Source organism: Vibrio sp. 10N.261.55.A10, from assembly GCF_041470825.1.
GTDB lineage: Bacteria > Pseudomonadota > Gammaproteobacteria > Enterobacterales > Vibrionaceae > Vibrio > Vibrio crassostreae_C.
In genome coordinates this window covers 48,547-55,352 of sequence record NZ_JBFRNC010000041.1, presented here as the reverse complement: position 1 = coordinate 55,352, position 6,806 = coordinate 48,547, and the positions used below count along the sequence as shown (strand labels likewise).

Here is a 6,806-nt window from a genome sequence, read left to right as displayed (position 1 = left end):
CGCATCTCGCATCTCGCATCCCGCACCTAATTTTTATTCGCTTGAACACGCATTCTGGTATATAAACATTTACCTAACCTTTAAATGTAAAGCGACCGAAATAAATGACCGCACCGACCACTATGACGTTCTTCGAACGTTTTGAAACTGACATCCTATCTGGCAAGAAGACGATTACTATTCGTGATGAATCTGAGCGAGACTACCAGCCAGGCAGTGTTGTGGAAGTATCGACGCTAGAGCAAGACCGTGTGTTCTGTAATCTTAAGATCATCAGCGTTGAGCCAATTTTGTTTGATGACTTAGGTGAGTTCCATGCTCAGCAAGAGAACATGACGCTGCAAGTACTGAAAGACGTGATTCAAGATATCTACCCGGGTATCTCTCAACTGTATGTGGTTTCTTACGAGCTTGTGTAGCCCGCTTTAAATAGAATTTGTTGATCAATACTGCGTCTAACGCAGAGCAATGATAAAGGGAAGCCACAATGAGTGAATTACAGAGCGAAACAGTTCAGCAAATTTTGCTTCAACTTTATTGTCGTGAGCAAAATGAGCAGCCGTTAATCTCTAGAACTGATCTCGACATTGCTCTTTATGATAGCGAAGGCTTTCTAGCGTGGCGTGACACAAGGCGTAACTTTACGGTCAGTGATATCGAGAATCGAGTTTGGGTGAAGAGCTGCCCCGGCGGTTACATCACTGAAGTGCACTTCAATGCTGACGGTTCTTTGATTGAATATCGTTTGTTCGACCGATTTGAAACAACAGGGCAGTGGCAACTAAAAGACGGTTTGTTACACGTCGAGATTCTGAAGGGTGAGAACTGCTACCAGTTTGCTGTTGTGGCTCGTGCTGACCTTAATATTCACTCTGCGGTTGAGTATAAGAGCGGAGAGCTGCATTCGTACTTGAAGCTTGTTCAAGTTGAAAGCTAAACGCTGGTTCGTTTAATTAGCATATAAAAAAGCCAACAGTGATGTTGGCTTTGTTGTCTTCAATCTGACTGAATACTTCTATTAAGCTTCGAAGTTCGCCAATCGAGTATAAAGCTCGCTGTCTTGATCTTGCTTTGCACAAATCGTCAGTAGGTCTTCAATAAAGTACTTCAATGCACGTGCTTCAATTCGGCGAATACCTTGTTGATGTTCTTCAGTTAGGTAGCCGTAGATAGTCGCAGCGCCAAAGTCACCAAAGATCATCTGACCTTGTTCGTTCACTAAAGTGTTGTGAGCGTATAGATCACCATGAGAGACTTTATTGGCATGAAGGTGTTCAAACACATCAATCATCTGCTCTGTAATGCTATTGATTTGAGCAATTGAAAGTTCGAAACCTTCTGGGAAAGTATCACGCGTGCAAGTCTCGAGTGTTGGTGGTAGCCCTAGGTTGTAGTAGCTGTTTGGAATGAGTTCCATCACCAAAGCTAGGTAATCTTGTTCCTCTACTTGGGCGATAGATTTTACCAAGTTGTTATGGTGTCCAGCCTGCAAGCACGCTTCCAGTTCATCATGTGGGTAGCCGTCACTGGTGACTTCGCCTTTAAACACTTTAACCGCCACTTCCTGTGGAAAATCGAAGTCGCTGTTTAGCCAGCTTGCATGCGAGATCACGCCAGATGCGCCTTGGCCAAGTACTTGATTCAGTGAATAGCTTTGAGAGCTAACCGCAGGCACGCTATCTAAGCTGCTAGGGTGTTTGCAAAACGGGTTACCCGCAAACGCTAACCAAGCCAGTTTTGGTAGCTTGATAAGGAACTCTGGGAATTCAGTCAACTGGTTTGCAGACAGGCGAACTAGCTCAAGGTTGGATAGGTTTTCCATGCTTTCTGGTAACACGCGAATCTTGTTACCCGCCAATGCCAGTTTCTGTAGTCGCGGTCTTTCACCTAGTGAGCTAGGCAGGGCCTCAATCTCATTGTCGGTCAGGATCAACCAGCGTAATTGAGGTGGTAGAGATACTTCACTTACGGTTTTGATTTGGTTGGTCTTGAAACCGATCATTTCAAGCTTAGGAAGTGACCCAAGAACATCAGGCAGGTGCGTAAACAGGTTATTCGACGCGAAGATAATACGCAGGTTAGTTAGCTTTGATAACTCGGCTGGTAGGTCTGACAGCTGATTACCTGAAAGGTCTAGGATCTCAAGAGAATCTGCAAGCTCTATGATTTCTAGAGGAAACTCGGTGAGACTTTCCGACAGTTTTAAGCGCTTAATACCTTTAAGTTGCCCTGATTTTAATTGTTCTAGAGTATGCAAACCTTAGCCTTATGAATAGATGTTCGAGGCGCGTAGTTTACTTGTCTCAATCAAGAAAGGCGAGTATCCGGAAGAATACTCGCTTAACTAAACTAAGTGAACGAATTTACGAAGGTTAAAGCTGGATATGGTTTTGGCTAACGCCGACTTCCTCAACAAAGTCGCTATCATGACTGACCAAGATGAATGCACCCTGGTATTCACGCAGAGCCGAAGCCAATATTTGCTTCGAGTCGATGTCTAGGTGATTGTCTGGTTCATCTAGCAGCAGTAATGGCGAATCCTGTTTATGGCTGACGATCAACATCGCCAGTTTCATTTTCTCTCCACCGCTTAGGTGAGCTATTTTGCGGTAGACGGAGTCTCGTCTGAATCCAATACCAGCTAACAAGGTTCGTGCGTCACTTTCTGTCATGCTGCCGCTATGTGTCACCAGGCTATCGAACATTGTGTCGTTGGTGTCTAATAGTCCAAAGTGTTGATCCAAGTATACTGTGGACCCTAAGCGTTTAATGGAACCTGTATAGTTCGAGTGTTGCCCATGAATGGCCTTTAACAGCGTCGACTTTCCGCAGCTGTTTGCACCAGTGAGATAACACCGTTCACCTTGCGACATAGAAAAGTTGATACGAGCGTCAGAACCAAAACTCAGATGGCAATCTTCAACGGTTAATAGCGAGTTCTTTTTCTTGCTATTACTCTGCTGTAGATACAAGGCCTGTGGTTTTAGTTGTTCCTTTTGTTCTTTAAGAGATTGAAGCTTATATTGGTTTTGGTCCTTTAAGTTCTTTTGACTAGTGGCTGATGCTCCTTGCGTTCGTCCTGCTTTATCTTTCATCGCATCCAATAATATCTTGGGTTGGCTACCGGACTTTCTGAGTCGATTACCTTGAGACTCACGTTGCTGTGCTTTTTCCTTATTAGCTTGAGCTTGGCGCTCCAGTCGTTTCTTTTCGGATTGGTGATGTGCAATCTGTTTATCTAGTGCATCGGCCTGATTCGACATTTGTTTGAAGTAGTCATCGTAGTTTCCTTTATAGAAACGTAACCCCAAACTGTTGAGATGGTAGATACCTTCCATTTGTCTCAATAAGCTTCGATCATGGCTGACGACAAGTACCTTACCTTCAAACAACTGGCATTGTTCTAGTAGCCAATTGCGTCCGTCGTTATCCAAATGGTTCGAAGGCTCATCGAGGATCAGTATGTCGTTATTTGATACGAATAGCTGATGAAGCTGTAACAGGGCGAGTTGCCCACCACTCAAAGAGCAACAAAGTGTGTTCAAATCACGAGTGATCTTTAATGTACCTAGCAACTGCTGGGTACGCGCCTCTAAATCCCAATCATCGCCAACGATATTGAAGTGCTGCAGTTCACAGCTACCTTGTTCTATGGCGCTTAACGCTTCTAACTTTTCGGTGAGTCCTAAGAAGTCAGCGATGGTGATGTTGGTATCCAGTAGCGTTGATGGTAACTGAGAGTAAAAGCCGATTGAACCTTGGCGCGAAACACTGCCCGTTGTGGGCTGTTTTTGTCCAACGAGCAACGAAAGTAACAATGACTTTCCTGCCCCATTTCTTCCGACTAGGCCTGTGAGGCGAGTGCTTAAATTAAAGGTGATGTTTTTGAATAACCACTCACCAGTATCGAGTTGGAATGAGAGATTGTTGGTTAAAATAGTAGGCATAAAAATACCTCCCTTTACGTATATACGAATAAAAGGGGTGAGGCGCTTTTTCTATATAGAACCCTACACAGAATTCTATGTATAGATCGCCAAAGACGTTACTTAGGTAGTATGCCAATCAAAGATAGGAAATAGGGTGTTGATCTGATTTCTGTCTTTGAGGTACTAATCTTAAAGATGTTTGTTTGTCAAAAAACGGATCTTTAAGAGCTTGATTTGTCGCGAAAATAGATGATGAAGTAACGCCCACTAACCCCGAGTGTCCAAATGATTTTTATAAAAATAAATCGGATGTCAGGATGTTAGTACTTCATTATGGCGTTATTCTCTTTTGAAATGATGGTGGGATGGTACTGAAAGAAAGTACTCTGAGTCAATATGTTGAGGTGATTAAATTGTGTTCAAATAATTAAAGCGCCTTTGTGGCGCTTTAGTGATCATTATTGGAAATCAGTTGAGTCTAGAACTTATATCTTTGGGTTTAGAGCTTAGAGCTTAGAGCTTAGAGCCTTGGGCTTAAAGCTAAAGCTACTTGGTTTGCCCACCAACGGCGCGCCAACACATATCAAAGCTATCGTTGATGTACTTCGATATTTGCTCTGGTGGAGACTCGCTTTGTTCAATCAGCCAGTTTGCACAAATCAGAAAGTGGCTATGAATGAAGTGTCTAACAAGGTTAATGTCCAACACCATCAATTCACCATCTTGTTGCCCTTTCAAAATGATCTCGTCTAGCGATGCGAACATCTGTGAAACAATCACTTCTCGAGTTTGAGTCGTTGGGTCGAAATGAACATTGGTGAAGAACTTCATCGCAACCGGATTCTCTAATGCCCACTCAATTCCTGTGATCCACATGAACTTAAAGGTTTGGTAGCGATCTTCTACAGCCACATCAGTGTGCGGTTGAAGGGTCGAGAATAGCTCTAGCTTCAGCTCGCGAAACAGTTCATCAATCAATAGAGATTTATTCTCGAAGTGGTGGAACAACGTCGCTTTTGCCACGCCGGCTGTTTTCGCTATTTGTCCGGTAGATGTGCCCTCTAGCCCTTGTTGAGAGAAGAGCAGGAGTGCAGCATCTAGGATTTTTTGTCTTTTGGTGATCATCTATTGAGTACTTTGAACATCAGTTTCTTGATTGGGTTGTTGTAAGGAGGATGCATTAACTTGGTGAAGTTGATTTTTCCTCTACTTAGAACGGTTTTGGCATGGCTAAGGGTCTTGAAGCCCTCAATGCCGTGATAGTGTCCCATGCCTGAAGGGCCGATGCCACCGAATGGTGCGTCTTCTGCAGCCACATGCACCAAAGAATCATTAATACACACGCCGCCAGAGTGCGTGTCTGATAAAAGCTTGTCTTGGGTTTCTTTATTATGGCTCATTAGGTACAGAGCCAGTGGGCGTTCTCTCTCTGTGATGTAATTGATTGCTTCTTCGATGGAATCATAAGGCACGATAGGCAAAACAGGACCAAACAGCTCTTCTTGCATCGCGAGCATCTCATCGTTCACTTCGGTGAGAAGGTGCGGCGTCATTCTGTGGTTTACATCGTCTTGTGCTTGTTCGGTTACCGTGTGAATAACCGCGCCTTTGGCTTGTGCGTCTTCAATGACACCTTTCAAGCGATTGTATTGGCGCATGTTGATCACTGAGGTTAAGTCTTTGCTCTCAATACCGGCTTTATAAAGCTTCTTGAAATAACGCTTATAGGCTGTGATGAACTCGTCTGATTTTTCTCGCGGCAATAAGATGTAATCAGGCGCTACACATATCTGGCCAGCGTTTAGACTCTTGGCAAACAAGATACGTTCAACAGCGTCAGCTACATCAAAGTCAGGGGCAATGATGGTTGGAGATTTGCCGCCTAATTCCAAGGTAACTGGTGTTAAGTTGTTAGCCGCTGCTCTCATAACGTGTTTACCCACAGCGGTTGAGCCTGTGAAAAGGATATGGTCAAACGGCAGTTGGCTAAATTTAGCGGAAACGTCAGCTTCGCCTTCGATAATCGCAACCTGATCTTCACTAAAGCCTTCGGCCAACATCGCTTTTAAAACTCGGTTGGTCGCTGGAGTAAACTCCGACATCTTGAGCATCGCCGTGTTGCCCGCTGCTAACGCTGTGATCAGAGGGCCTAAAGAGAGCATGACTGGGAAGTTCCAAGGCACGATGATACCAACCACACCTACTGGCTGATAATGCACAGTAATCTTGGCTGGTGTTAGCATCAAGCCGGCTTTTCGACGTGAAGGCTTCAACCACTTCTTCAGGTTTTTATCACTGTAATTGATCTGGTGTAGGGAAGGGGTGATGTCAGCAATTAAGCTGTCGTGCTCTGCTCGATGGCCATAATCTTCTGATACCGCTTCAATTAACTGCTCTTGGTAGCGCATTAATAGTTTTTTCAAGACTGAGAGATCATTTCGTCTCTGATCAAGTGTTGGATTAACGTTGTTACGGTAGTGATCTTGTTGTCGGTTGAATATTTGATCCATGTCGTTGGTGCTCGACGTGTTTGGTTCAAGGTCTAGATTATGGCTCATAGTATCCCCTAAATTCGAAGGCTGACCGATTGGTTGGTCAGTTAAAATTACAAGAAGATTGAACCGAATACAAGATATGCGCGAGAAAAGTTCAAAAATTGAGCGGTTACAACATTGAAGTGAGCGAGTTCTAGTAGGAAGAATGAAGTGTTTATCGGCATCGAATCGCGGGACACAAGCTGTGTTGGTGATAGCGAGAGTTCAGATTGTGAAGTGCTTATATTTGTCACAACTCTGACTTAACCTCACTCAATTTACTAAAAATCTTTTGGTTTCTGCACATTTTTTCTCCCTAATTTAATGTGAGAAATTGCTTTAT

At 43.8% G+C, this 6,806-nt stretch carries 6 protein-coding genes; 2 read left to right on the top strand and 4 right to left on the bottom strand.

Going from position 1 to position 6,806, the window contains the following annotated elements; all coding sequences use genetic code 11:
• Positions 1–104 precede the first annotated feature (104 nt).
• Together yqfB and AB4274_RS13285 are read left to right on the top strand one after the other, a co-directional pair.
• Entirely contained in the window at positions 105–419 is a 315-nt protein-coding gene (gene yqfB, locus AB4274_RS13290; protein ID WP_017063603.1) for a N(4)-acetylcytidine aminohydrolase, read from the top strand.
• A 68-nt stretch (positions 420–487) separates the two neighbouring features.
• Entirely contained in the window at positions 488–937 is a 450-nt protein-coding gene (locus AB4274_RS13285) for a hypothetical protein (protein WP_017063604.1), read from the top strand.
• Between the two features lie 81 nt (positions 938–1,018).
• On the opposite strand, the gene AB4274_RS13280 is transcribed toward AB4274_RS13285, so the two are convergent.
• The 4 genes from AB4274_RS13280 to AB4274_RS13265 all read right to left on the bottom strand — a co-directional run bounded on the left by AB4274_RS13280 (position 1,019) and on the right by AB4274_RS13265 (position 6,487).
• Entirely contained in the window at positions 1,019–2,257 is a 1,239-nt protein-coding gene (locus tag AB4274_RS13280; protein WP_017063605.1) for a leucine-rich repeat-containing protein kinase family protein, read from the bottom strand.
• Between the two features lie 115 nt (positions 2,258–2,372).
• Positions 2,373–3,947 carry an ABC-F family ATP-binding cassette domain-containing protein gene (locus AB4274_RS13275; protein ID WP_372112245.1) on the bottom strand — a complete coding sequence of 525 codons (1,575 nt, stop codon included), beginning with the start codon at positions 3,945–3,947 and terminating at the stop codon, positions 2,373–2,375.
• Positions 3,948–4,475: 528 nt separating this feature from the next.
• Complete coding sequence (locus AB4274_RS13270; RefSeq protein ID WP_372112243.1) at positions 4,476–5,054, bottom strand: TetR/AcrR family transcriptional regulator; 579 nt, start codon at positions 5,052–5,054, stop codon at positions 4,476–4,478.
• Positions 5,051–6,487 (bottom strand): coniferyl aldehyde dehydrogenase, encoded by a 1,437-nt coding sequence (locus tag AB4274_RS13265; protein ID WP_017070227.1) that lies wholly within the window; start codon positions 6,485–6,487, stop codon positions 5,051–5,053. The genes AB4274_RS13270 and AB4274_RS13265 overlap by 4 nt, the downstream gene beginning before the upstream one ends.
• Positions 6,488–6,806: the final 319 nt, after the last annotated feature.

Excerpts from the sequence above, each read along its gene's own strand:
- yqfB (WP_017063603.1), top strand. The coding sequence starts at position 105 with ATGACCGCACCGACCACTATGACGTTCTTCGAACGTTTTGAAACTGAC.
- AB4274_RS13285 (WP_017063604.1), top strand. The coding sequence starts at position 488 with ATGAGTGAATTACAGAGCGAAACAGTTCAGCAAATTTTGCTTCAACTT.
- AB4274_RS13275 (WP_372112245.1), bottom strand. The coding sequence starts at position 3,947 with ATGCCTACTATTTTAACCAACAATCTCTCATTCCAACTCGATACTGGT.
- AB4274_RS13270 (WP_372112243.1), bottom strand. The coding sequence starts at position 5,054 with ATGATCACCAAAAGACAAAAAATCCTAGATGCTGCACTCCTGCTCTTC.
- AB4274_RS13265 (WP_017070227.1), bottom strand. The coding sequence starts at position 6,487 with ATGAGCCATAATCTAGACCTTGAACCAAACACGTCGAGCACCAACGAC.